Consider the following 24,438-nt stretch of genomic DNA (forward strand, 5'->3'; position numbering starts at 1 on the left):
CCCAAGCCGTGAAGCCGTCGCGAACCCTCCGGGCAGGCCGCTCGAAGCGGGCTACCGGTCGCGCTCGTACATCGACTCCACGAGGTCGGCGTAGTGGGCCTCGATGGCGCGGCGCTTGAGCTTCATCGTCGGCGTGAGGAGGTCGTTCTCGACCGTGAACGGCTCGGCGACGAACCGGAAGTCGCGGACCTTCTCGTGGCTCGGCGCGGCCCGGTTGTAGTCGGCGAGCGTCTGCTCGACCGCCGCGCGGAGCTCGGGGGCCGCCAGCAACTCCGCCTCGGTGGACGCGCCGAGGCCGAGGGCCCCCGCCTCCTGCCGGAGCCCGTCGAGGTCGGGCGCGACGAGCGCCGTGAGGTACGGCCGGCCCTCGCCGACGACCATGAGCTGCGAGACGAGTGGCGAGGTCGAGAGCGTGCTCTCGATGGGGCCGGGGTAGACGTTCTTCCCGCCGCCCGTCACGATCATGTGCTTGAGCCGGTCGGTGATGCGGAGGTAGCCGCCTTCGAAACGCCCCACGTCGCCGGTCCGGAACCAGCCGTCGGCGTCGAACGCGGCGGCGCTCTCCTCAGGGCGCTCCCAGTAGCCGGCCATCACGTTCGGTCCCTTGGCGAGGATCTCGCCTGGCCCCGTCGTCACGTCCGTCGGGTAGTCGTCGCCCTCCACCTCGGCGAGGATCCGGCCGGAGTCGAGCGCGCGGATGGCGACCGTGACGCCCGGCATCACCCAGCCGACGGTCCCGTAGATCGGCGCGTCGAACGGGTTGGCGGCGAGGACCGGGGCCGTCTCGCTGAGCCCGTAGCCCTCGATGAGGCGGATGCCGGCGGCCTCGAAGAACGTCCCAATCTCCTCCGGCAACGCGGCTCCGCCGCTGATGGCGAACCGGACGCGCCCGCCCAGCTTCTCGTGGAGCGTCGAGAACACGAGCCGATGGGCGAGGGCGTGCTGCGCGCGGAGGGGCGGCCAGATCGTCTTCCCGGCTTTCGTCCGCTGGGCCACCTTGCTCCCGACCTCGACGGCCCACGCGAACAGGCCACGCTTGACGACCGAGCCCTCGGCCACGGACCGCTGGATCGTCGAGTAGACCCGCTCGAACAGCCGGGGCACCGACACCATCACCGTCGGACGGACTTCCGGGAGGTTCTTCGAGACGGCGTCGATCGACTCGGCGTAGACGATCTGGCCGCCGGCCGCGAGGATCGTCGTGTAGCCGGCCGTCCGCTCGAAGGCGTGGCTGAGGGGGAGGAACGAGAGGTGGACGTCGCTCTCGTGGATGTCGTACCGGTCGAGCGCCGCGTGGACGTTCGACATGAGGTTCCGGTGCGTCATTCGGACGCCCTTCGGGTCGCCGGTCGTGCCGGAGGTGTAGATGAGCGCCGAGAGGTCGTCGGGGCCGACCTCGTCCGAGAGCGCGTCGAGGTCGAGGGACTGCCGCTCGCCTTCCGAGAGGGCGTCGTCCCAGGTCACGACGGGGACGTCAGGACGGGCCTTCCGCGGCGCGGCCATCGACACGATCGAGCGGAGGTCGGGGCAGTCGTCGAAGGCGCGGTCGGCCTTGCGGAGCTGGAGGCCGGTCGAGACCACGAGCACGGTCGCGCCGCTGTCGCGGAGGACGTACGCGACCTGGCTGGCCGGCGTCGTGGTGTAGAGGGCGACGGTCACGGCGCCGAGCTGCTGCGCCGCCATGTCGGCCACGGCCCACTCGGGCCGGTTCTCGCTGAGGATCGCGACCCGGTCGCCTTTGCCAACGCCTCGGGCGTGGAGGAAGCCGGCGAACGCACGGACCTGCGCGTCGAGGTCGTCCCAGGTGAGGTCGGTCCACGCCTTCGTGGCCTTGTCCTTGTGGCCGAGCGCGGCCTTGCCGGTGCCGGCGTAGTGCTCCGCGAGGCGGCGGAGGAGCTGCGGGGCGGTCTCGAACGGGACGACGGCGGGCATGCGGCGTGCGGTGAGGGCGCCGCAAGCCTACGCACGGCCGCTTCGTCCGTCTCCCGGGTCGAAGCGCGCAGCGACGCGAAACGTGGCCTCACCCTGCCCCACGACGAGCCGTCGCCCGGTGGAGTCGTCGCTCCCACCGCCGAGGCCCATTCCGCGGAGGGGACGCGCCCGACGACCGGCCCCCGTGCCGGCCGTTCGGAGGGGGCCGCCTACCTTGCCCCGGCTCCCGATTCCCGTCATGCGCGCGGTCTGGCTCTTCCTGTTGCTCGGGGCGCCCACGTCGGCGCCCGCGCAGCCGTGGTCGTTCGAGCGGGTCGGGGACCTCCCGCACAGCACCGTGATGGCGCTCCGGCAGGACGACCGCGGGTTCCTATGGGCCGGGACGCCGGACGGGCTCACACGGTACGACGGCCGGCGGGTCGCCGTCTTCCGCGCTCGGCCGGGTCAGGCGGGGTCGCTCCCGTCCTCGACCGTCCAGGCCCTCGCCCTGGATGCGGAAGGCGCGCTCTGGGTCGGGACCCCGGCCGGGGCGTGCCGGCTGGCGGACGAGGCGCACGGCCGCTTCGTGTGTCCCGGCCCCCGGCTCGACGTGCTCGACCTGTTCGAGGCCGAGGGGACCCTGTGGGCCGTCGATCGCGAAGCGCTGTGGCGGCTTGACGGCGGGTCGTTCCGTCGTGTCCGGGGGAGCCCCGCGGAGGAGAGCGGGGCCGTCCGCGTGCACGGCGCCCGGGACGGGGCGGTCTGGACGCTCCGGGCGACCGCCGGGAGCCCGACCGTGCGGTGGCTCCGCTACGACGTCGCGCGGGGGCGCCTCGTGGAGCGGGCGGCCGAGCGAGTCCCGGATCAGGCGGTCGGGATCGTGACGGCGACGGGACGCCTCCTCACGGTGCCGGCCGACCGGATCCAAGCGCTCGGGTGGGGGGCCGAGAGGCCGGCGGTCCTCGGCACGGTCTCTACGGCCGTGGCCGAGGACGGTGCGGTCTGGGTCGGCTCGGGGCGGGGCCTGCTTCGCTGGACGACTGGGGCGGTCGAGGCCGTGCCGCTCCCGGGCGGCTCGCCGCTGAGCCAAGCGGTGCTCGCGATCGTCGTGGACCGGGCCGGCGCGGTGTGGGTGGGCACGCGGAGCGGCCTGTTCGTCCACGACCCGGCGCGGGCCCGGTTCTCGCACCTCGATCCGTCCGACGTCGGCGCCGCCGCTCCCGTCATGGCGGCGACGACCTCGACCGACGGGGCGCTCTGGATCGGGACCTTCGGCGGTGGCCTCGTCCGCCAGCGGCCGGGGCGCCCGCCCGAGGCCGCGCCGGGGGCGCCCGAGGACGCGCTCGTCTGGGCGCTCCGGCCGGCCCCCGACGGCGGCCTCTGGGTCGGGACCGACAACGGCGTGTGCCGCCGTGACGTCGGAGGGCGCTCGACGTGCCTCCGGGCGCCACTCGCGCGGTCCGACGGGGACGCCTTCGTCTACGCGCTCGAGGGCGACGGGGCGGGCGGCGTCTGGGCCGCGGGGTCGTCGCTGGTCCGCCTCGACGGGCGCTCGGGCGCGATCGTCCGCCGGGTCGAGACGGAGCCGGTCGGGACGCCGACGGCGCTCCACCGGGACCGCGGGGGGCGCCTCTGGGTCGCGGTGGAGAAGCGCGGCCTGTGGCGGCTCGATGAGAGGGCCGGCCGGCTCCGGCCCGTCGCGGTCCCCGCGCTCGCCGCGGCCTCGGTGTGGGCGATCCACGAGGCGGCCGACGGCGCCCTGTGGCTGGGCACGTCGGACGGCCTGCTCCGCCTCGACCCCGAGGCGGCGCGGGGGGAGGCGCACGCGCCCGGCCTCGGCGGCTCCACCGTTTACGGCGTCGTCCCCGACGGCGACCGTCTCTGGCTGACGACCGCCCGCGGGCTCGTGCGGTACCGCCCGGCCGACGGCGCGCTCCGCCGGTTCGGGGCCGACGAGGGCGTCCGCAACGTCGAATTCAACCGGCGGGCCGTCCACCGGGCGCCCGACGGGCGCGTCCACCTCGGCGGGATGGCCGGCCTGACGACGTTCGACCCCGCGGCGTTCGGCGACGACGGCGCCCTGCCAACGGCCGTCGTGACCCGGCTCCGGGTCGATGGCCCGGGTGGGACGGAGGTCTATGGAGGGGCGGCGGTCCGCCTCGGGCCGTCGGCGCGGGCGCTCACGTTCGAGGTGGCCGCGCCGCTCCCGTCGGGCGGCTCGGCGCTCCGCTACGCGTACCGCCTGGGCCCGCTCGACGCCGACTGGGTCGAGATCGAGGGCGAGCCGGTCGTCCGCCTCGCCGGGCTCCCCCCGGGGGCGTACAGGTTCGAGGCGCGGGCCTCGCGCGGCGACGGCGTGTGGGGCGCGCCGGCCGCGGTCGCCGTCACGCTCGACCCGCCGTGGTACCGGACGGGCTGGTTCCGCTTCGTCGCGGCGGCCCTGCTGGCGGCGCTCGTCGTCGGCGCGGTGCAGCTCCGGGTCCGGGCCGTCCGACGCGAGGAGCGGATGCGGTGGCGGATCGCGAGCGACCTCCACGACGACGTGGGGAGCCGGTTGGCGTCGGTGGCGCTCCTGGCCGAGCACGTCCGCGACCAGGGCGCCCTCGACCCGCCCGAGGCGAGCCAGCTCACCGCCGTCGCCCAGGCCGCGCGGGGGATGGTCGAGAGCCTCCGCGAGATCGTCTGGTTCGTCGACCCGTCGCACGAGCGGCCGGGGTCGTTCGCCGCGCGCACGCGGGAGGCCGCCGCGTCGCTCGTCGGCCCGCGCGCGACCGTCGAGGCGCCCGACCGGAGCCGGCTCGACGCGGCCCCGTTGGCCGTCCGCCGCGACGTGTTCCTGATCCTCAAGGAGGCCCTCCACAACGCCGCGAGGCACGCCGGCGGGGCGACGGTCGCGGTGCGGATCGAGGAGTCGGGCCGGGAGCTCGTGCTGTCCGTCCGCGACGAGGGGCCGGGGTTCGACCCGGCCGCGGCGCGATCGGGTACCGGGCTCCGGAGCCTCCGCCGCCGCGCCGAGGCCCTCGGCGGCACCCTCGACGTCGCCAGCGCGCCGGGGGAGGGCACGGCCGTCACGCTCCGCGCCCCGCTCCCATGACCCGAATACCCCGTTCACGGGAGGCCGCCGCGCGTGCCGCGTGCGATCCTACGCCCGTGCTCGCCCCGGCCACCGTCTGGATCGTCGAGGACGACCCCCTGTACCGGGAGGCCGTCGCCGTGGTGCTGGCGGACGCCCCCGACGTGATCGCCGTCGAGGCGTTCGAGGCGGTCGAGGACGCGCTCGAGGCGCTCGACGCCGGCGGGGCGCCGGACGTCGTCCTCACGGACCTCCAACTGCCCGGCCTGAGCGGGCTCGACGGGCTCCGCCAGTTCCGGGCCCGCGCGGCCGGGGCGCACCTCGTGGTCCTGACGGTCTTCGAGGACGAGGACCGGATCGTCGAGGCGATCGCGGCCGGCGCGGGCGGGTACCTCCTCAAGCCGTCGTCCGCCGAGGCCATCGCCGAGGCGGTCCGGACCGCCCGGCGAGGTGGGGCCCCCATCACGCCGCGCATCGCGGCCCGCGTGCTCGACGTGTTCGGCCGGCTCGTCCGCCCCGGCCTCGAGCCCGACGACTACGGCCTGACCGACCGCGAGCGCGAGGTGCTCCAACTCCTCGTCGACGGCGCGACGAAGGGGGCCGTCGCCGACGCCCTGTTCCTCAGCCCGCACACCGTCGACGTCCACGTCCGCAACATCTACGGGAAGCTCCAGGTCCACTCGCGCGGCGGGGCCGTGGCGAAGGCGCTCCGCGAGGGGCTGGCGACCTGACCCGGCCCGCCTCGGCGCCGAGGCCGGGGGAGCGGGCCGGAATACCTCGTTCGCGTGAGGAGGGCGGCCAGCGTGCGGCCTACGCTGACCGTGACTCGCCGCCGCACACATGGACGCCCCGTCGCTGCGCCTCTCCGTGCCCCCGTTTGGCTCCCGGACCTCTCGCCGATCCCGCTTCTGGCGGTGGGCCGGGACCGTCGTCGTCGCGGCGTTCGCCGCCGGCGCCTCGTCCCAGATCGTCGTCGACGACGTGGCCGAGCGCTGGGACGACGACCTCTCGGACGGCGTCTGCCGGACGTGCGCCGAGTACGACGATCAGGGCAACTGTGTCGCCGCCGGAGGGTGCACGCTGTTCGCGGCGATCCAGAACGCGAACCTGACGCCGGGTTCAGAGACCCTCACGTTCGCGGTCTCGCCCGTCCCGGTCGTCGAACTCGAGCTCCCCTGGATCGAGTCCCCCCTCATCATCGACGGGACGGTGGGGACGAGCCGGGTCCAGATCGTCGGGGAGGGCGGTGAGGACGGGCTCCGCGGCCTCCTGTTCGTGGGCGCCCCCGGCTCGGAGGTCCGCAACGTCGACCTGTCGGGGCTCAGCTTCCCCCTCCAGTTTGACGACAGCCCTGGCGCCCGGGTCCAGGGCTGTGTCCTCCGCGACAACACGGGCAGCGCGATCCTGATGCAGAACTCGGAGGGCGCCGTCATCGGAGGCGACCGGAGCGACCCCCATCTTCGCAACGTGATCATCGGCAACCACACGGGGATCTCTCTCCAGGGGGCGGGAGGGCATTCGGTCCTCGGCAACCTGATCGGCGTCGACGAGACGGGGCAACCGCGCGGCAACCGGACCGGGATCACGATCGGGGCGGGAGGCGGCGACGGGACCGTCATCGGGAGCGACGACCCCGACTTCCGCAACGTGATCTCGAACAGCGAGGGCACGGGGGTCAACGTGTCCGGGACCGGCTTGGGCACGAGCGAGCCCGTCCGCGACGTCACGATCCTGGGCAACTACATCGGGACCGACCCGACCGGCCGGGTCGCCGCGGGGAACGGCCGGGGTATTGTCATCGGGAGGTCTGTGGGGATCGTCGTCGGGAGGCTGGCGGAGGGCGGGGGCAACCTGATCTCGGGCAACGGCGACGGGATCTGGCTCAACCACCTCGCGGCCAGTGCCACCGTCCAGGGCAACACCGTCGGCCTCGGCGTCGACGGCGAGCCGGTCCCGAACGAGAACGGCGTGGTGATCCGGGGAGAGGCGGTCCGGAGCCTGGTCTGGTTCAACCTGATCGCGGGCAACCGCGGCGACGGCGTGGTCGTGACGAAGGTCAACGACCTTGTCCCGGACGACAACGAGATCCGGAACAACGAGATCGGGGGCGACACTCTCCGCGCCGCCGCGCCCGGAAACGGCGGCGTGGGCGTCCGGATCGTCGACGCCTCCGCGACGACCGTGTCCGAGAACCACATCGAGGCGAACGGGGAGCACGGCGTCGTGGTCGAGGGGCTCTCGACCAGGACCGTCATCGCCTCGAACCACATCTGGCGGAGCGCGAAGGACGGCGTCCGCATTCGGCCGTTCGAGGACCGCGAGCCGAGCGCGACCGTGATCCGGCGCAACGGGATCGGCGTCGACACGACCGGAGCCCGGGACGGGGTGGGCAACGGCGAGTCCGGCGTGCGGGTCCAGGACGTGTCGTCTCAGACGGTCGAGAACAACGAGATCGGGAGGAACGCCGAGTATGGGATCGCGCTGGTCGGTGGCGGCGCTCACGAGGTCCGGTTCAACACCATCGGCCTCGACCGGGACTTCACCCCCGTGCCCAACGGGGAGTCGGGCATCATCGTCGTCAGTTCGGACGACAACATCATCCACGAGAACATGATCGCGGCCAACGCCGAGCACGGCGTCCACGTCCGGGCCTCTGAAAATGTTTGGGTCGCGGCGAACGGCTTCCGCTACCCCAACGCGCCCTTCTCCGCGCGCAACGGACGGGTGGACGTGATGCTGGATCAGGGGGCGTCCCGGAACCGGATCGGGAACGACCTCGCCTCGGCCCAGACCGAGGGGGGCAACGCGTTCTACGCTGTCGAGGCCGCCGTCGTCGTCGCGTCCGGCGACCGGAACACACTCTCGGGCAATCAGATGCCCGCCGGTCCCATCGACCTGGGCGACGACGGGATCGACTCATGGGACCCCGGCGACGTCGACATTGGGCCCAACCTCTACCAGAACAGCCCGTTCGTCAACGAGGTCGCCGTCTTCCCAGGCTCGGACGGGACGGCCGTCGTGATCGTGAACGGCGAGCTGATCTCGGCCCCGTCGGCGACGTACCGCGTCGAGGTGTTCTCGGACCGCACGTTCGACCGCCCGACGCTGTACCCACGCGCCGACGCCTACCTGGGCGCCGTCGAGGTGACCACGGACGCCGACGGAAACGCCGCGTTCGAGTTCATTAGCGAGCCGCTCGCGGGGTTCCCAGAACGGATGTGGGTGAGCGCGACGGCGACGGACGCCGACGGCAACACGTCGGAGCTGTCGGGCCTGAACAGCGACGCCGACGCCGTGATCGCGTTCGCGCTCCGCGGGCTGTTCGAGGACCCGCCCGGCGGGGAGGAACTGGAGCTCCCGTTCGACCTCCGGCAGTGGACGGGCGGCACGCTCCGCGACGTCCAACTCCGGGTCGAGGCCGAGGGCGCCCGGCTCCTCGGCGCCGAGGCTCCGAGGCTACCTCGCCCATCGAGTGCGAGGGGGAGGTGCCGGTCTGCTCGCTCGGCGACCTCGACGACGAGAGTGGGCGCCGGCTAACGCTCCGGTTCGGGCCCGCCGCGGTCGGTCGCCCGCCGGGCGCGTCGTGGGCCGGCGTCCCGTACGAGATCCGGATCGTCGCGCGCGGGAACCTCGACGGTGAGACCATCGAGTCCAACGAGGTTCTGGTCACCGGCGACCTCCCGGTCGAGGGAGAGGAGGCGCCGGCCGAGGCCGCGACCGCCCTCGAGCCGCCCTACCCGAACCCGTCGCACAACGCGGTGACCGTCCCGTTCCGACTTCGAGAGGCCGGCCCCGTCCGCCTCGTGCTCCTCGACGCGCTGGGCCGGGACGTCGCGACGCTCGCCGACGGGCCGTTTGGGTCGGGTGCGCACCACGTGCGCGTAGACGCCACCGGGCTCCCGTCCGGCGTCTACGTGGTCCGCCTCTCGGCCGAGGCCGGCGGGGACGTCGTGACGGCAACCCGACGGCTGTCGGTGGTCCGGTAGCCGCCGAGCCGGTCCGCGGACAGGCCGGATATACCGCGTTCGCGTGATGTGGGGGGGCGGGGTGCCGGATAGGTTGCTCGTGACCTGCCCCCTACGGCCATGCGTGTTGTTCTCGCCCTCCTGTTCGTCGTTGTGGCGGCCCCGGCTCAGGCCGCCGTCGTACCCGCCGAGGGTCCCGGGAGGTCGGTTGTCGAGATCTCGGACCCGGTCTCTCTCGATGGGGAGCCTTCCGCGGGGCTCCGCAGCGACGCGCTGATCGCGTTCCTGCTGACGGGCGTCGACCTCTACGTTCTCCGGCGGGTGGTCTTCCTCCTGCTCCTCAGCAACACGAGCACAGCGGGGGGGGGGCCGCTGGACGTCACCAACGCGCTCGTCGTCCTCCGGCTCGTCCAGCAGGCGAACTTGATCGCGGCCCTCCTCGTGGTCCGCGTCAACGGCCGTGAGGTCCCAGTCACGTATACACCGTGTTCAGGGGAGGGCGTCGCGAGCGGAGCGACGGGCCCCGGTGGGGACGAGGAGAACTGTGGGGCGTCGCTGGAGATCGGGGACGTCGCCGCGAACGAGGAGCTCGAGATCGAGATCGAGGTGGTCGGCCTCGCGCCCGGCACGGCGACCCTGGAGGCCACCTACTCGCAGGCCGAGTTCGACCCGGTCCCGTCGAACAACACGGCGAGCATCGCCATCGAGGTCGCCGCGCCGCCGACCCTCTCAGGGCAGAAGTGGCTCGACCTCGACGGCGACGGCGGCCGCGACGACGACGAGGGGCCCGTCGACGGCGTCCCCATCGCGCTGGCGGACGCGACGGGCACGACCGTAGCCGAGACCCTCACCGGCCCCGTCGACCTCGACGCGGATGGGGCCATCGACCCGATCGCCGAGCGCGGGATCTATCGGTTCGATCTGCCCGAGACGCCCGGCGCCTACACGGTCGCGGAGCCCGTGCCCGATGGGTGGACCGCGATCCCTTCCGGCGGCGTCCACGAGGTCGACGTCGGTGAGATGGCCATCGACGGGCTCGACTTCTACAACCGCCCGCCGCCCGACCTCGACCTCGACTTCGGCGACGCGCCCGACTCGTACCGCACGCTCTGGCCGGCCGGGCCGAGTCATTTCGTGTTCCTCGGCCAACTCATCCTCGGAGCGGAGATCGACGTCGAGGACGACGGCGTCCCGACCCTCGACGCCTCGGGCGATGACCTGTTCATCCCGCCCCCGATCGACCAAGTCGATGACGAGGACGGGCTGGTCGGCATCTCGTTCGGCGACGGCGGGCAGGGCCAGCTCACCGTGCGCACCAACGCGGCCGGCGTGCTCGACGCGTGGTTCGACTTCGACGGCGACGGCACCTTCCTCCCGCCGCCGTTCGCGGCGGACGACGACCACATCGTAGTGGCCGCGCCGATCCCGTCCGCGGGCGAGCACACGGTGACGTTCGACGTGCCGAGCGGCGGGCGCCGCGCCGGGCCGCTCCGGCTCCGGTTCCACGAGGTCCCCGGCGGGCTCGGCGTGGGCGGGCTCGCCTGGGACGGCGAGGTCGAGGACCACCTCGTCGCCGGGCTCGACCTCGGCGACGCGAACCAGGACCCGCTCGAGATCATTCCCGGCATGCCATTCGGCTACCCGGTCCGGATCTCGGCCGACGGCGCGCGCCACCTCGTCGACGACCTCGTCAAGCTGGGTGAGAACGTGGACGCGGAGACCGACCTCAACGTGGCCCTGGCGTCCGAGACCGGCCTCGCGTCGAACACGGCGACCGGCGACGACAACGACCCCGACGACAACCGGAACGACGGTCCGCGCGACGACGAGGACGGCGTGGCCTTCGGCGAGGGGTTTGTCCCGTTCACCATCCAACTGCCGGTGGGCAGCACGGACCCGTCGGCTCCGAACCCGCTCACGCGCTACGGCCTGGTGGCCGGGACGACGGGCACGCTCACGTTCTTCCCGAACGTCGACGGCGGCCTCGACGCGTGGTTTGACTGGAACCGCGACGGCGACTGGGAGGACGACGGCGAGCACGTCTTCGCGAACGAACGGATGGGCCCGTCGACCCCGCCGCCGTCGCTGGACCTCCAGGCGCCGCCGAACGCGTCCGTCGGCTACTACCACGCCCGGTTCCGATTCAGTCGCAACGGTGCGCTCAACGCGACCGGGGTCGCGCCCGACGGCGAGGTCGAGGACTACCTCATGGCCACGTTCCCGCCGCTCGACTACGGCGACGCCCCCGCCCCGTACCCCTCGGCCGTGACCGATGGCGGTGCCCGTCACGGCGTCGGCCTCGTCCGCCTCGGCGCCGAGGCGGACCCGGAGGTCGATCCCGACGCCGACGACAGCGACGACGGCGTGGCGCTCCCCGACGAGCTGTACCGCGGGGCCGACATGGCCGTCCCCGTGACGACGGCCGGCGACGCGCCCGCCGCGCTCTACGCCTGGGTCGACTGGAACGCCGACGGCGACTGGGACGACGACGGGGAGCAGGCCGTCGCGGGCGAGGTGCTCAGCCCCGGCTCCCACGTCGTGACGATCACGCCGCCGGCCGACGCCACGCCGGGCACGACGTGGGCGCGGTTCCGGCTCAGCCGCGTGGCGCTGCCGTTTGTCGCGGGCGCCGAGGTCGACCCGCTCGTCGTCCCGTTCGTGACCGAGGGCGAGGTCGAGGATTACCCCGTCGAGATTGCCGCCAACGGCGTCGCGGCCGAGGACGACGTCGCGCCACCCGAGACCGCGATAGAGTCCGTCGGCCCGAACCCGGCGCGGGCGTCGCTCTCCATCCGCGTCGCGCTCGCGGAGCGGGCCGAGACGACAGTCCGCCTCGTCGACGCGCTCGGCCGCGAGGTGCTGGCGATGCCGCTCGGCGCGCTCCCCGCCGGCCGGCACGCGGTCCCGTTCGACGTCGCCGCGCTGCCCGCGGGTCTCTACGTGGTCGTCGTCGACGCCGGCGCTCATCGTCTCACGCGCCCGATCGCCGTCGCTCGCTAGCGGGCGACCACGACGGGCACGGCGGCCCGGTCCGCCTCGGGGGTCGATGCGGCCGAGGCCGGCGGGGAGGGGGGCACGCTTCACCGGCTCTCCCCGCCCGCCTCGGTAGCTTGGCGGGCTCACGCCCGCCGCGCCGCCGCGGCCCGATCGAGCATGCCCGAGACCCCGGAGATCCCCCGCGACCGGAACCGCCAGACCGACACGCCGGCCACGCCCGACCCGGCCCCGACCGGCTCCGCCTACGAGCCCGAGGCCGTCGAGGCCAAGTGGTACCACTATTGGGAGGACGGCGGCTTCTTCGACGCCGAGCCCGACGCGGTCCTCGAAGGCGGCAAGGAGCCGTTCGTGATCCCGATGCCGCCGCCGAACGTGACCGGCCGGCTCCACATGGGCCACGCGCTTCAGGACACGGTCCAGGACCTCCTCGTCCGGTTCAAGCGGATGCAGGGCTTCGAGGCGCTATGGATCCCCGGCATGGACCACGCCGGGATCGCGACGCAGAACGTCGTCGAGCGGGAGCTCCGGAAGGACGGCGTCGACCGGAAGGCGATCGGGCGCGAGGCGTTCCTCCGGCACGTCTGGGCGTGGAAGGAGGAGTACGGCGGGATCATCCTCCAGCAGAAGCGCCGCCTCGGCGACTCGTGCGACTGGCGCTACGAGCGGTTCACGATGGACGACGGGCTCAGCCGCGCCGTCCAAGACGTGTTCGTGACGCTCTACGAGCAGGGCCTCGTCTACCGCGGCGACTACCTCGTCAACTGGGACCCCGACAACCAGACGGTGATCTCGAACAAGGAGGTCGACAACGTCGAGCGGCCCGGCCACCTGTGGACCGTCCGCTACCCGGTCGTCGACGCGGACGGGGTCGAGACGGGCGAGCACATCGAGATCGCGACGACGCGGCCGGAGACGATCCCGGCCGACACCGCCATCGCCGTCCACCCGGACGACGAGCGGTACCAGTCGCTCGTCGGCAAGACCGTGAAGGTCCCGGCCGTCGGTCGCATCGTGCCCATCATCGCCGACGACTACGTCAAGATGGACTTCGGCGCCGGCGCGCTGAAGGTCACGCCGGGCCACGACGAGAACGACTTCCAGATCGGCAAGCGACACGACCTGGAGTCGGTCTCGCTGATGAACCTGGACGGGACGCTCAACGAGGAGGGCGGGCCGTACGCCGGGCTCGACCGGTTCGAGGCCCGCGAGCGGATCGTCGAGGACCTCACCGAGGCGGGCCAACTCGTCAAGACGGAGGACTACCCGCACACGGTCCCGATCTCGTCGCGGTCGAAGGCCGTCATCGAGCCGCTGCTCTCGCCGCAGTGGTACGTGGCGATGGAGCCGCTAGCGGAAAAGGCCCTCGCGGTCGTCAACGACGGGACCGTCACGTTCCACCCGAGCCGGTGGGCCAACGAGTACCGCCGCTGGCTGGAGGACATCCGCGACTGGCCGATCTCGCGCCAGCTGTGGTGGGGCCACCGGATCCCGGTGTGGTACCCCGTCGACCCGGAGACCGGCGAGCGGGACGAGGCCAACTTCGTCGTCTCCGTCGATTCGCCGGGGGAGGGGTACGTGCAGGACGAGGACGTTCTCGACACGTGGTTCTCGTCGTGGCTGTGGCCGTTCGCGACGCTGGGGTGGCCCGCCTCGACGGACGCGTTGAAGGCGTTCTACCCCGGCTCCGTCCTCGTCTCGGGCTACGACATCCTCTTTTTCTGGATCGCCCGGATGATCATGGCCGGCACGCACTTCCTCGACAGGGTGCCGTACACGGACGTGTTCGTCACCGGCATGATCAAGGACAAGCAGGGCCGGTGGATGTCGAAGTCACTGGGCAACGGGATCGACCCGCTCGACATGATCGAGCAGTACGGCGCCGACGCGGTCCGCTACACGCTCGGCGTGCTCTGCGCGCAGGGCCAGGACATCAAGCTCGACCCGGCCAAGTTCGAGGGCGGCCGGAACATCGCCAACAAGATCTGGAACGCGAGCCGCGTGTTCGGCCGGTTCGTCGAGCGCGACGACGAGGGGCGGCCGACGGAGGACCTCCGCCGCGAGCGGGGCTTCGCCGACCTCGACCTCGCCGAGCGCTGGCTCCTCACGCGGCTCCACGACACGGTCGAGGCCGTGACCGATGCGCTCAACAGCTACCGGATTTCGGAAGCCGCGCACCTCGCCTACGACTTCGTCTGGCGCGACTTCTGCGACTGGTACCTCGAGGTCTCGAAGGCGCCGTTCGGCGAGACGCCGTCACGTGAGACCCTCGCCCTGTCCACGGAGGTCTTCGAACAGATCCTCCAACTGCTCCACCCGTTCATGCCGTTCGTCACGGAGGAGCTGTGGTGGACGCTCCGCCCGCGCGAGGCCGGCGACGCGCTCATCGCGTCGACGTGGCCCACCCCCGACTCGGCCGAGACCGACGCCGAGGCGGCCCAGACGTTCAGCACGGTCCAGGACCTCGTGACGGCGATTCGCCAGGTGCGGGCGCAGTACAACGTGCCGCCGTCGCAGGAGGTCCGTACCGTGATCGTGGCCGGCGACGCCGACACGGCCGCGGCCGTCGAGGGCGCCCGCGAGTACGTCGAGCGGCTGGCCGGGCTGTCGGCTCTCACGATCGGGTCGGACCTCGAGAAGCCGTCGGCCAGCGCGGCGGTCGTGGTCGGGGCGCACGTCGTGTACGTCCCGCTCGAAGGGATGATCGACCTCGACGTGGAGCGCCAGCGGCTCCAGAAGGAGATCGACGGGAAGCGCGGGTTCCTCACGGGCGTCGAGAAGAAGCTCCAGAACGAGGCGTTCGTGTCGCGCGCCCCGGAGGCCGTCGTCACCAAGGAGCGCCAGAAGGCGGAGGATGCGAAGGCCGAGATCGCGGCCCTCGAGGCCAACCTCGCCGACCTCGGGTGACGTCCGGGCGGGGTCGGGGCACGCGACCGACGTGTCCCGATTCTGTCCCGCACGTGCGCGGCACCGACGAAACCGGCCGCCGTACACGTTCTCCCGCCCGTCCCCCTTCTGCCGCCCCGATGCTGCGCACCTCCCTTCTCGCCCTCGCCCTTCTCCTCCTCGCGGGGTGTCCCTCGCCCGCTCAGGTCGACGCCGGTGGCGAGCTCCCCAGCGGCCCCGTCTTCTCGGGCAGCGGCGAGCCGTCCGACCCGTCGCCCGAGTTCGAGGCCGCGCGCGAACTCTGGGCCGAGGCCGGGCTCGACGCCTACCAGATGACGCTCCAGCGCATCTGCTTCTGCCCGATGCCTGACTACACCGGCCCGTTCGAGGTCGTGGTGCGGGACGGCGCGATCGAGACCGTGACGCTCGACGGCGCGACGGTCGACGCCGAGCGCGGCGAGACGGTCGCGGCCCTCTTCGAGCTCATCGCCGAGGCCTACGAGCGCGGCGCCGAAGAGATCGCCGTCGAGTACGACCCGGAGTGGGGCTACCCCACGAGCGTCGGCATCGACTACAGCACGCAGATGGCGGACGAGGAGATCGCCTACCGCGTCTCCGACCTCCGCCCGGCCGATCGCTAGCCATGCGCCAGATCGCTCTCGTCGTCGTCATCTCGCTCGTCGCCGGGTGCGACTCCGTCGGCCCCGAGGCGGGCGAGGTCGACCTCGGCGCGTCCGTCGAGGTGGCCGACCGGGAGGCGCTGGAGGAGGCCCGCGACCGGTGGCGGGCGTCCGGGCCGGACGCGTACACGATGCGCTACGAGGTCCGCTGCTACTGCGCGCCCGTCACGGTCGAGGTGACCGTCGAGGACGGGCGGATCGTGGCGAGCGAGACGACGGGCGGGCCGGCGACGGCGCTCGACGTGGACGGTCTCTATCGTGTGGCGCTCGAGGCGTACGCGCAGCGCGCCGCCTCCGTGGAGGCCCGCGTCACGGAGCGCGGACCGCCGGTCCTCGTCGACCTGTACGTCGACTACAGCGAGAGGATCGCTGACGAGGAGGTCGGGTACGCCGTCGTCGCGTTCGAGGCCCGCTAGGCGGTCCATCGGCCATTCTTCAACACTTCCGCAGGCTCTCGACGGACCGATGGGAGCGGTCATCCCGTTCCTCGTCGGTTCCCGCCCCCGCTGCCGTGTCTCGCTTCCTCCTCCTCGCGCTCGCCGCCGTCCTCGCCGCCTGCGGGGGAGAGGTGCCCGAGTACGACGTCGCCGACCTCCGCCTGCAGAGCGAGGGGGGTGGCTACCCGACGCTCACGGGCGTCCTCGTCAACAGCGGCGCGACGCCGATCACCTCGGCCGACGTGTTCGTCACGTTGTACGACGATCAGAACCGGCCGCTCGAGGACGTGCTCGTCCAGGTGCGGAACGTGGCGTCGGGCGACTCAGCGCGGTTCGAGCAGCGGCTCGACCTCCAGGCGGGCGCGGCGAAGCTGAAGTACGTCGGGGTGAACTGACGGCCCCGGTGTCAGGGAAGGGCTGACATTCGCCCTGTAGGCACCCGCGATGGAGGCGGGGCGTTGGGAGACGCACCGAGCCTTCCGCCCATGACTCCCCGCGCCTACCTCTCCGTCCGCCCGCTCCCGTTCGGCCACACCGTGGCCCAGGAGGAGGGGATCGGGTGGATGAAGGCCGCCCTCCGACGCGCCGCCCAGTCGGGCGCGCTCCCCGACGTCGACCGGGCGATCCGGTTCTACGACCTCCTCGCCCGGAAGTCGGCCGTCGAGACGCGGGTGACGGCGCTCGACGACTACACGCACCAGGACTGGGACCGGATGCGGCTCCACGCCCCGCCGGCGCTCGGCGACGGCCAGTCCGGCCCGGAGCCGCCCGGCGTGTGGCACCAGGCGCCCCTCGAGCGTCGGATGGATCTCTTCGCTGAAACCGCGGAGGCCGTCGCTCGCGACGCCTTCGCCGACGACGCCGGACCGCCGGACGCCATCGTCCAGGTCTCGTGCACCGGCTACGACAGCCCGAGCGCCGTCCAGCGCGTGGCCGTCGAGCATGGGTGGGGCGAGCGGACGCGGATCCTGAGTGTCGGCCACATGGGCTGCTACGCCGCGCTCCCGGCCCTCGCGACCGCCGCCGACGTCGTCCGTGCCGAGTCCGCCCGCCTCGGCGTCACGGCCGGCACGCCCGACGACGCGCCCGAGGCGGACGCCCGCGCGGCCGTGCTTCTGGTGGAGCTCTGCACGCTCCACCACCACCCGGCGACGACGGACCCCGAGCAGATCGTCCAGCAGTGCCTCTTCGCCGACGGTGCCGCCCGTCTCGACGTGACGGCGGGGCCCGACGGTTCCCAGTTTGCCCTGCTCGATCACATCGAAGCGCTCGTCCCCGACACGCTCGACGAGATGACGTGGCGCCCGGCCTCCGTCGCGTTCCAGATGACGCTGAGCCGGCGCGTGCCGGACCACATCCGCGAGAACGTCGCTGGCGTGCTGGAGCGGTTCCTCGCGCGCCACGGGCTCGCGGTCGCCGACGTCGACGTGTGGGCCATTCACCCCGGCGGCCCACGCGTGATCGAGAGCACGACCGAGGCCCTCGGCGTCGACGACGACCGCGCGCGCCACAGCCACGCCGTCCTCCGCGACCGCGGCAACATGTCGTCGACGACGCTCCCGCACATCTGGGACCGGATCGCCCGCGACGAGTCCGTGCCCGACGGCGCGCTCGTGGCGTCCGTCGCCTTCGGCCCGGGCCTGACGGTCGCTGCGAACCTGATGCGGAAGGGGGAGTGAGGCCGGGGTGCCCCGTACACCGCCCCCCTGGGTACACTTGCTGTCCCACTCTCTCGGCTCTGTGAAGCAGGTCAACAACGCGTTTTACGACGACCTCGGCGCGCGGTGGTTTGAGGGCGACGACCACGCTATCGCGCTGCTCCGCGCCGAGAGCCGGCTGAAGCTCGACTACACGCTCGGCGTCCTCGACCGCTACGGGATCGAGCCCGGCGCACGTGTGCTCGACGTAGCGTGCGGGGCCGGGCTCCTGTCGCTCCCTCTCGCCGAGCGCGGCTACCGCGTCGAGGGCGTCGACCTGTCCGAGCCGTCGCTCGACGAGGCCCGCCGCCGCGTGCCCGACGGAGCCGACGCCACGTTCCGCGTCGGAGACGCGACGGCGCTCGACGCCGACGACGGCGCGTACGACGCCGTCCTCCTCTACGACATGCTGGAGCACGTCGAGGACCAGCGGGGCGTGATCGCCGAGGCCGCGCGCGTCGTCCGTCCCGGCGGCGTGGTCCTGTTCAGCACGTTCAACCGGACGCCACTCGCGTGGCTCATCGCCATCCAGGGTTTCCGGTTCGTCGTCCGCGAGGCGCCCGATCACATCCACGTCCTCCGTCTCTTTCTGCCTCCCAGCGTCCTCGAAGAAATGGCCGAGGCCGAAGGGCTGATGGTGGAAGAGGTCGTCGGATCCCGACCCGAGTTGAACGGCCCCTTTTTCCGCTCGATCGCCCGTCGTCGCGTCGACCCCGGCTTCTCGTTCACCACGAGCCGGTCGCTCGCCGTCGGGTACATGGGCGTGGCCGTCAAGCGCTGACCCCGTCCGCCTCGGCCCCGAGGCGGAGGGAGCTACGCCCCGATCGTCTCGCGGACGCGAGTGATCTGCTGCTCGTGGCCGAGGTCGTGCGCCGCCAGCAACGTCGCGATGCGGCGGACGCTCTCCTGACCGCGCTCGCTGTGGAATCCGAACCGCTCCCACTCGTCGGCGTCGAGCGAGCGGAGGAAGGCGACCGTCATCCGGCGGCCCGCGGCGTAGTCGGCGAGGGCGTCGGCGACGGTGCCGCGGTGATAGTGGAGCGCGCCGGCCCACGCCTCCTGGTCGTAGCCGGGGATCTCGGGCCGGTCGGCGGCGACGATGAGGCGGAGGCGGTAGCCGTAGACGACCTCCGAGTCGGCGAGGTGGCGGAGGACCTGGAGGACGGACCACGCGCCGTCGGACTCGGGCTGGCGGGCGCCGTTCTCGGAGAGCCCGGCGACGGCCTCGGCGACGCGCTCGGGCGCACCCTCGAGGAGCGGGAGCGGGTCGCGGTCGCCGACGAGCGCCAGCCGCGAGGCGACGTACGCAGCGGGGTCCGAGGCGTCGTAGGCGGGGAGCGGGGGCATCAGCGGCCGGGGATCCGGGGGATGGAGGCGTCAGGAGTGAGCGTCTCCGGCAGCGGCCCGCAGAGCTCGACGATCCGCTCGGAGCCCGCTTCGAGGTCGAGCCGGACCGCGTCCACCTCGGCGACGAGGTCGATCGGCCCGGCCTCCCACGTCTCGGACGCCTCCGTCGGGATGTAGCGGAACACGACCTCGCCCGTCCGCACCGGCCCCTCGAAGACGCCCGTTTCCTCGACGGGCATCCGGAGGAGGGGCGGAGGGGCGTCCACGCCCTCGGGAGCGCCGCCGGGCGTCAGGACCGTGTAGCCGTGGCTGATCGTCCGCGCGAGGAGCGTCGGGCAGTCGGGCCGGATCCGGTACACCACGTGCGCATCGACCACGTTGCCCACGTCGCCGGGCCCGAACACGGCCGCGACACCGTCGAGCACGGTCGAGCAGCCGGAGAGGGCGAGGGGCATGAGGCATGTGACCAGGGGCACGACGACCCTCTTGCCCCACCCCCCGTGGCCCTTGCCGTGATCAAACATGCCGCTCGGCGTGGTAGGAGCTACGTACGAGCGGGCCGCTCTCGACGTGCTCGATCCCCAGCGCCTCGCCCTGCTCCTTGTACCACGCGAACACGTCGGGGTGGACGAACTCCTCGACCGGCAGGTGGTGGCGCGTCGGCTGGAGGTACTGGCCGATCGTCATGACATCCACGCCGTGCGCGGCGAAGTCGGCCATGAGCTCGACGACCTCCTCCTTCCGCTCGCCGAGGCCGACCATGATGCCGGACTTCGTGCGGAGGCCGTACTCCGTCTTCGCCAGTTGGATCACGTCGAGCGACCGCTGGTAGTCCGCCTGGGGGCGGACGCGGCGGTACAGCCGCGGGACCGTCTCGACGTTGTGGTTGAGGACCTCCGGCCGGGCCTCGAAGACCGTCTCCAGAGCGCTCCGCTCGCCCTTCATGTCGGGGATCAGAACCTCGATGGTCTGGTCCTGGGCGTGGACGAGGCGGATGACCTCGGCGAAGATGGGCGCCCCCCCGTCTTTCCGATCGTCGCGGTTGATGCTCGTCACGACGACGTGCTTCAGCCCCATCAGCTTGGCCGCCTCGGCGACGCGGCGGGGCTCGTCGTAGTCGAGCTCTTTCTGCTCGGGCCGGCCCGTGAGCACGGCGCAGAACGAGCACCCGCGCGTGCAGACGTTCCCGAGGATCATGAACGTCGCCGTGCCCGCGCTCCAGCACTCGCCCATGTTCGGGCAGCGCGCCGACGAGCACACCGTGTGGAGGTCGTAGTCCTCGATCGTCTGCTGGATGCCGCGGAACGTCTCGCCGTAGGGGAGCTTGGCGCGGAGCCACGTCGGCCGGCCGCCGGGGCGGTTGGCGACGGACGGCTTCTGGACGACCGGGAGTTCGAGGGCGAAGCCGTCGCCCTCGGTGTCGACCGCCAAGTCGGAGCCGGCGGGGGCTTTCTTGAGGGCGACCTCGCCGGGGCGGCGGGGGGCGGTGCGGGGCGTGTCCATCGGGGGGAGAGCGTCGTTCGAGGAGAGGACGCGGGCGGCGTGCGAATCCGTACGTCGAAGGTACGCCGCGGGTCTCCGCGCCCGTGTGAGGCCCGCGTGCACGCCGAGCGCCCACTCCGCCCGCCTCGGCCCCGAGGCGGGCCGGTCGAGGCCGCTTCGGGGAACGGGGCCGCCGTTATCTTCGAATCGCGCAGGACGTGGCGCGTGAGCATCCGCCCGGTCCGCCTTCCCCTGCGCCCCACGACCCCCGACCCACGCTCATGCAGATCACCGCCCCCGACGCTCGGAAAGCGCTTCCGGACACGCTCGCCGTCCGCGACATCCTCGGCCGCCACATCCTGACCGACGGGTTCCCCATCGTCCTCGACATGGAGGGGAGCCGCGGCGCACGCCTCCGCGACCAGGTCACGGGCCGCGACTACATCGACTTCTTCACGTTCTACGCCTCGAACCCGCTCGGGATGAACCACCCCGGGCTGGCGGGCGACTCCGACGCGGCGGTCGGCTTCCGCGAGCGGCTCATGGACGCGGCGCTCAACAAGGTGGCCAACTCGGACGTCTACACGCCGCACTTCGCGCGCTTCGTCGAGACGTTCGGCCGCGTCGGGATCCCGGAGGAGCTGCCCCACGCCTTCTTCGTGTCGGGCGGCGCGCTCGCGGTCGAGAACGCCCTCAAGGTGGCGTTCGACTGGAAGGTGCGGAAGAACAAGCTGAAGGGCTACTCCGGCGACCGCGGCCAGATTGTTCTCCACTTCAAAGAGGCGTTCCACGGGCGGAGCGGCTACACGATGTCGCTCACGAACACCGACCCGAACAAGGTCGCCCACTACCCGAAGTTCGACTGGCCCCGGATCTCGAACCCCAAGATCCGCGGCGGTGACGTCGAGGAGCGCGAGGCCGCGGCGCTGGCCGAGGCCAAGCAGGCCTTTATCGACCACCCCGACGAGATCGCCGCCATCCTCATCGAGCCGATCCAGGGGGAGGGCGGCGACAACCACTTCCGCCCGGCGTTCCTCCAGGCCCTCCGCCACCTCGCCGACGAGGAGGAGGCGCTGCTCGTGTTCGACGAGGTCCAGACGGGCGTCGGCCTCACGGGTGCGTTCTGGGCGTGGCAGAGCCTCGGCGTGACGCCCGACGTGATCGCCTTCGGCAAGAAGACCCAGGTCTGCGGCATCCTCGCCGGCCCGCGCGTCGACGAGGTCGACGACAACGTCTTCCAGAAGTCGAGCCGGATCAACTCGACGTGGGGCGGCAACCTCGTCGACATGGTCCGCTTCGACCGGATCCTCGAGGTCATCGAGGCGGAGGACCTCATTGGCAACGTCAACCGGCAGGGCGCGCACCTCATGGCCAAGCTCCGCGAGATGGAGAGCCGCTTCGACGGCGTCACCGACGCCCGCGGCCGGGGTCTCTTCTGCGCGTTCGACCTGCCCGACACCGAGACGCGCAACGCCGTCCGCCAGGCCGCCTACGACGACGGGCTGATGGCGCTCGGCTGCGGCCCGCGCTCGATCCGCTTCCGCCCGGCCCTCACGATCACCGAGGCCGACCTCGACGAGGGGCTGGCGATCCTGGAGGGCGCGCTCGAGAAGACGCTCGGCGCCTAGCGGCCACTCCGCCCGCCTCGGTGACCCTGACCAGAGGGGCGCCGAGGCGGGCTCAGTCGGCGCCCCGGTCCTTGAAGGAGGCCCAGGCGAGGAAGCCGACGAGGAAGAGCGAGACGACTCCGAGGAGGACGTAGAGGACGGCGCCGAACGACATCATGGTGTGGGGGAGGGACCGATGTACGGCCCCGCTCCACCCATCGCTCCGGATTGAGATCCACTCAGGGAGCTCCGCAGCCGCCCCGCGTCAGCTCTCGTCCGGCACCGGGTCCTCGTCCTCATCCAAGTACGGGACCCGGGCCGGGGCGGCGGCGGTGCGCGCCTCGGTGTCGTAGGTGCACCCGGCCGCGAGCACATGCACGCGCAGGCCGATGAGCGAGACCGGTTGGTTGCGCCGCGCCGAGTCCATCGACGAGTACGTCAGCTCCGACGGATCCACGACCGTGACCGTCCCGCTGCCGATGACCTCGAACACGTTGTCGGGCCCGAGCACGAGCGCCGTGTCCTCGTCGATGCCGACGCCGGTCGCGAACGGGTTGTAGGAGACGGCCGTGAGGAGCCGGCCCAGCCGGTCGCGCTGGCGGAAGTGCTGGTCGATGACGAGCCGGTTGGTCAGCCCCATGCCGGGCGCGAGCGTGACCTTCTCGGTCGTCGGCGTGGGGCCTGTCGCGCCGGCGGCGATCATGTGCTCCGGGATGACGGCGGCGCCGGCTGAGGTCCCGGCGACCACGGTGCCCGCCGCGTTCTGTCGGCGGATGGCCTGCGCGAGGGGCGTCCCGCCGAGGATCGTCGACAGGCGGAGCTGGTTGCCGCCCGTCATGAAGATGCCCGTCGCCCGCTCGACCGTCTCGACGGCGCCGGGGACGTGGGCGTGCTCGCGCTCGGTGATCTCCAGCACGTCGACGTGGGCGGCGCCGAGGTCGTGGAACAGCTTCGCGTAGCGGTCGCCGGTGTCGGCCAGCTCCGAGGCCGTCGGGATGACCGCGATCCGGGCGTCGGGGCCGCCGGCGAGGGCGAGCACGCGGGTGAGGATGTCGCGCGTGCCGGTCTTGGCCTCGGCGCCCCCGATGGGGATGATGGGGCCGCGAGGGGCGTCGGTTTCAGGGGAGGGCATTCAGCGGAGATTCAGTCGGAAGTCTCGAACGTGCCCCGGACGACGGGCCGGCTGTCGCGGACGTGCCACCGGCCGCGGGCCATCACCTCGGTGGGCCGGTCGTCGCCGAGGACGACGAGATCGGCGTCGCCGCCCTCCACGATCTCGCCCTTGTTCGGCAAGCGGAGGTAGTGGGCCGGCGTCGCGGTGAACGGCGGGAGCGCGTCCTCGAGCGGGACGCCCCGGCCGAGGAGGTCCGCCAGCAGGTCGGCGAGGGCCCCCGAGGTGGCGAAGTCCATCCGCACGAGCTCGCCGTCGCGGAAGTGCGGGAGGCAGCCGCCGCCGTCGGACGACACCGTCAGCCGCGCGAGGTGGCCCGCCTCGATGAACCGCTCGACGGCCTTGGCCGCGAGTACCTCGTCGTCGGTGGCGAACGCCGGAGGGAAGGCCGTCACGTCGATCGTCACACCGCGGGCGGCGAGGTCGAGCGCCTCGTCGAGCAGGCCCGACCGGCGGTTGACGTGCGTCGGGTGGAACGTCCGCGCCGGGAGCTCGGTCGTGTCGAGGAGGTCCCGGATCATGCCGAGGCCGCGGGCGCCGTCGCCGAGGTGGAGGTGGAGCACGCCGGCCTTGCCGGTCATCAGACCGGCCACGTGGCAGTCGGCGGCCACCCGGGCGACTTCGTGCATCGTCGGCTGCGACGAGCGGTGGTCGGAGATCGCCAGCTCGCCAAAGCCGAGGATCGGCTCGACGGTCGCGATGTCGGTGCGGACCGCGCCCGTCAGCGTGGTGGGGGGGAGGTGGTAGCCGCCGGTCCAGGCCCACGCGCTGAGGCCCTGGCGGCGGAGGGCGTAGACTTGGCGGAGCAGGCCGGCCGTCGTCCGCGTCGTGTCGTCGGTGCCGAGGAGCCCGACGACGCTCGTCACGCCGGCCGTCGTGTAGCGCGAGAGCGCGGGCGCGGGCGCGGCCGTCTCCGGCCCCGCCTCGCCGCCTCCCCCCGTCACGTGGACGTGCGCGTCGATGAAGCCGGGCACCAGCCGCCGCCCGCCGAGGTCGACCACGTCGATGGGGACGCCCGTGATCTCGGGAACGCGTTTCGTTATTGAAACGATCGATCCACCGGCCACGAGCACGTGGCGCCGCCCGAGCGGGGCGGGCGCGTACACGTCGGCGTTGGTGAGGAGGGTGAGCACGGGCGTCCGGGGGGAGCTTGGAAGCTACCCGGGTTCCGGTGAAGCGACCGCGACG

At 72.7% G+C, this 24,438-nt stretch carries 18 protein-coding genes; 12 read left to right on the forward strand and 6 right to left on the reverse strand.

Annotation, left to right across the window (positions count from 1 at the left end):
• Nucleotides 1–51: 51 nt before the first annotated feature.
• Nucleotides 52–1,932, reverse strand: a complete 1,881-nt coding sequence (locus tag BSZ37_RS09645; RefSeq protein ID WP_095510350.1) for an AMP-dependent synthetase/ligase — start codon at nucleotides 1,930–1,932, stop codon at nucleotides 52–54.
• Between the two features lie 238 nt (nucleotides 1,933–2,170).
• Between BSZ37_RS09645 and BSZ37_RS09650 the strand changes: the two genes are divergently transcribed.
• From BSZ37_RS09650 to ubiG, 11 genes are all read left to right on the forward strand, one after another.
• Nucleotides 2,171–5,005, forward strand: a complete 2,835-nt coding sequence (locus BSZ37_RS09650; RefSeq protein ID WP_095510351.1) for a sensor histidine kinase — start codon at nucleotides 2,171–2,173, stop codon at nucleotides 5,003–5,005.
• Between the two features lie 56 nt (nucleotides 5,006–5,061).
• On the forward strand, nucleotides 5,062–5,715 hold the full coding sequence (locus tag BSZ37_RS09655) for a response regulator (protein ID WP_179299553.1): 654 nt from the start codon (nucleotides 5,062–5,064) through the stop codon (nucleotides 5,713–5,715).
• Between the two features lie 109 nt (nucleotides 5,716–5,824).
• A complete protein-coding gene (locus BSZ37_RS09660) occupies nucleotides 5,825–8,521 on the forward strand; it encodes a right-handed parallel beta-helix repeat-containing protein (protein ID WP_095510353.1) in 2,697 nt (898 codons plus the stop codon).
• Nucleotides 8,470–8,970 carry a T9SS type A sorting domain-containing protein gene (locus tag BSZ37_RS09665; protein WP_179299554.1) on the forward strand — a complete coding sequence of 167 codons (501 nt, stop codon included), beginning with the start codon at nucleotides 8,470–8,472 and terminating at the stop codon, nucleotides 8,968–8,970. The genes BSZ37_RS09660 and BSZ37_RS09665 overlap by 52 nt, the downstream gene beginning before the upstream one ends.
• 99 nt (nucleotides 8,971–9,069) lie before the next feature.
• A complete protein-coding gene (locus BSZ37_RS09670; protein ID WP_095510355.1) occupies nucleotides 9,070–11,949 on the forward strand; it encodes a GEVED domain-containing protein in 2,880 nt (959 codons plus the stop codon).
• Nucleotides 11,950–12,102: 153 nt separating this feature from the next.
• Nucleotides 12,103–14,850 (forward strand): valine--tRNA ligase, encoded by a 2,748-nt coding sequence (locus tag BSZ37_RS09675; protein ID WP_095510356.1) that lies wholly within the window; start codon nucleotides 12,103–12,105, stop codon nucleotides 14,848–14,850.
• 119 nt (nucleotides 14,851–14,969) lie between these two features.
• The gene (locus BSZ37_RS09680) at nucleotides 14,970–15,470 is read left to right on the forward strand and encodes a DUF6174 domain-containing protein (RefSeq protein ID WP_095510357.1); all 501 of its coding nucleotides are present in this window, start codon (nucleotides 14,970–14,972) and stop codon (nucleotides 15,468–15,470) included.
• A 2-nt stretch (nucleotides 15,471–15,472) separates the two neighbouring features.
• Complete coding sequence (locus BSZ37_RS09685; RefSeq protein WP_095510358.1) at nucleotides 15,473–15,925, forward strand: DUF6174 domain-containing protein; 453 nt, start codon at nucleotides 15,473–15,475, stop codon at nucleotides 15,923–15,925.
• A gap of 95 nt (nucleotides 15,926–16,020) precedes the next feature.
• Complete coding sequence (locus tag BSZ37_RS09690) at nucleotides 16,021–16,341, forward strand: FxLYD domain-containing protein (RefSeq protein WP_095510359.1); 321 nt, start codon at nucleotides 16,021–16,023, stop codon at nucleotides 16,339–16,341.
• Between the two features lie 90 nt (nucleotides 16,342–16,431).
• Entirely contained in the window at nucleotides 16,432–17,625 is a 1,194-nt protein-coding gene (locus BSZ37_RS09695) for a 3-oxoacyl-[acyl-carrier-protein] synthase III C-terminal domain-containing protein (RefSeq protein ID WP_095510360.1), read from the forward strand.
• 37 nt (nucleotides 17,626–17,662) lie between these two features.
• The gene (gene ubiG, locus BSZ37_RS09700; protein ID WP_179299555.1) at nucleotides 17,663–18,424 is read left to right on the forward strand and encodes a bifunctional 2-polyprenyl-6-hydroxyphenol methylase/3-demethylubiquinol 3-O-methyltransferase UbiG; all 762 of its coding nucleotides are present in this window, start codon (nucleotides 17,663–17,665) and stop codon (nucleotides 18,422–18,424) included.
• A gap of 32 nt (nucleotides 18,425–18,456) precedes the next feature.
• On the opposite strand, the gene BSZ37_RS09705 is transcribed toward ubiG, so the two are convergent.
• The 3 genes from BSZ37_RS09705 to lipA form a co-directional block, all read right to left on the reverse strand.
• Entirely contained in the window at nucleotides 18,457–18,990 is a 534-nt protein-coding gene (locus BSZ37_RS09705) for a DinB family protein (RefSeq protein WP_095510362.1), read from the reverse strand.
• On the reverse strand, nucleotides 18,990–19,445 hold the full coding sequence (locus tag BSZ37_RS09710) for a hypothetical protein (RefSeq protein WP_095510363.1): 456 nt from the start codon (nucleotides 19,443–19,445) through the stop codon (nucleotides 18,990–18,992). The genes BSZ37_RS09705 and BSZ37_RS09710 overlap by 1 nt, the downstream gene beginning before the upstream one ends.
• Before the next feature lie 61 nt (nucleotides 19,446–19,506).
• Entirely contained in the window at nucleotides 19,507–20,493 is a 987-nt protein-coding gene (gene lipA / locus BSZ37_RS09715) for a lipoyl synthase (protein ID WP_095510364.1), read from the reverse strand.
• Nucleotides 20,494–20,753: 260 nt separating this feature from the next.
• Here lipA and lat point away from each other — a divergent pair, with 260 nt between their 5' ends.
• Complete coding sequence (lat, locus tag BSZ37_RS09720) at nucleotides 20,754–22,100, forward strand: L-lysine 6-transaminase (RefSeq protein ID WP_095510365.1); 1,347 nt, start codon at nucleotides 20,754–20,756, stop codon at nucleotides 22,098–22,100.
• A gap of 244 nt (nucleotides 22,101–22,344) precedes the next feature.
• Here the strand turns inward: lat and BSZ37_RS09725 are convergent, their stop codons facing one another.
• Nucleotides 22,345–23,211, reverse strand: a complete 867-nt coding sequence (locus BSZ37_RS09725; protein ID WP_095510366.1) for a cyanophycinase — start codon at nucleotides 23,209–23,211, stop codon at nucleotides 22,345–22,347.
• Nucleotides 23,212–23,222: 11 nt separating this feature from the next.
• A complete protein-coding gene (gene iadA / locus BSZ37_RS09730) occupies nucleotides 23,223–24,383 on the reverse strand; it encodes a beta-aspartyl-peptidase (protein WP_095510367.1) in 1,161 nt (386 codons plus the stop codon).
• Between the last annotated feature and the right edge of the window lie 55 nt (nucleotides 24,384–24,438).

Source organism: Rubrivirga marina, assembly GCF_002283365.1.
In the GTDB taxonomy this organism is placed as follows: domain Bacteria; phylum Bacteroidota; class Rhodothermia; order Rhodothermales; family Rubricoccaceae; genus Rubrivirga; species Rubrivirga marina.